Source organism: Herbaspirillum lusitanum P6-12 (genome assembly GCF_000256565.1).
GTDB classification, from domain to species: domain Bacteria; phylum Pseudomonadota; class Gammaproteobacteria; order Burkholderiales; family Burkholderiaceae_D; genus Herbaspirillum; species Herbaspirillum lusitanum.
The window spans coordinates 1-233 of sequence record NZ_AJHH01000078.1; the positions used below are offsets into that span (position 1 = coordinate 1).

At 70.4% G+C, this 233-nt stretch carries 1 protein-coding gene; it reads right to left on the reverse strand.

Annotated elements, in window-relative coordinates; translation table 11 throughout:
- Positions 1-233 (reverse strand): HAD-IC family P-type ATPase (locus HLUSI_RS26675; protein WP_040503084.1); only part of this gene is annotated, 233 nt, incomplete at both ends.

Genomic DNA, 233 nt, shown 5'->3' on the forward strand with positions numbered 1-233 from the left:
GGCGGCGTCGTTGACGCCGTCGCCCACCATCGCGACGATGGCGCCGCCCTGCTGCAGCCGCCGCACGAATGACAGCTTGCTTTCAGGCAGACAATCGCCGAGCGCGGTCGGGATGCCGAGCCGGTCGGCCACGCGTTGCGCCACCTCATGGCGATCGCCGCTGAGCAGCACCAGGCTTTTTCCTTGCCGCTGGAAATGCGCGACCACCGCCTGCGCTTCCGGCCGGAGCGGCC